This is a genomic window from Mesorhizobium sp. M8A.F.Ca.ET.208.01.1.1, assembly GCF_004791315.1.
In the GTDB taxonomy this organism is placed as follows: domain Bacteria; phylum Pseudomonadota; class Alphaproteobacteria; order Rhizobiales; family Rhizobiaceae; genus Mesorhizobium.
The window spans coordinates 1-399 of the sequence record NZ_SRUT01000076.1 but is presented as its reverse complement, the minus strand read 5'-3'; the positions used below and the strand labels follow the sequence as shown (position 1 = coordinate 399).

The following is a 399-nucleotide window of genomic DNA, read 5'->3' as shown; positions in this document are numbered from 1 at the left end:
GGTGAATAGACGCCAGTCAGCTTCGGTGATCCGCTCGCCGACAAGATAGCGCTGCTTTGACAGCCGCTCTTCCAACGTGTCGAGTGCTGCGAAGAGCTCGCCGAACGCTTCCTCATAGGCTTCCTGCGAGGTGGCGAAGCCGGCGCGATAGACGCCGTTGTTGATCGCCGGATAGACCAGCGCATTGATCCTGTCGATCTCCGCGCGCAGCGCCGGCGGATAGAAGTCGAGACCCGCATCGCCCCATTCGTCGAAAGCAGAGTTGAGCATCCGGATGATCTCGGAGGACTCGTTGTTGACGATCGTCTGTTCCTGCTTGTCCCACAGCACAGGCACCGTCACGCGGCCTGAATAGGCCGGATCGGCCTTGGTGTAGATCTGGTGCAGGAAATCGAGGCC

At 60.4% G+C, this 399-nt stretch carries 1 protein-coding gene; it reads right to left on the bottom strand.

Translation table 11 applies throughout. From position 1 onward, the window contains the following. The coding region (locus EN851_RS34355; RefSeq protein WP_189587337.1) for a glutathione S-transferase C-terminal domain-containing protein at window positions 1-399 on the bottom strand (399 nt) is incomplete at both ends.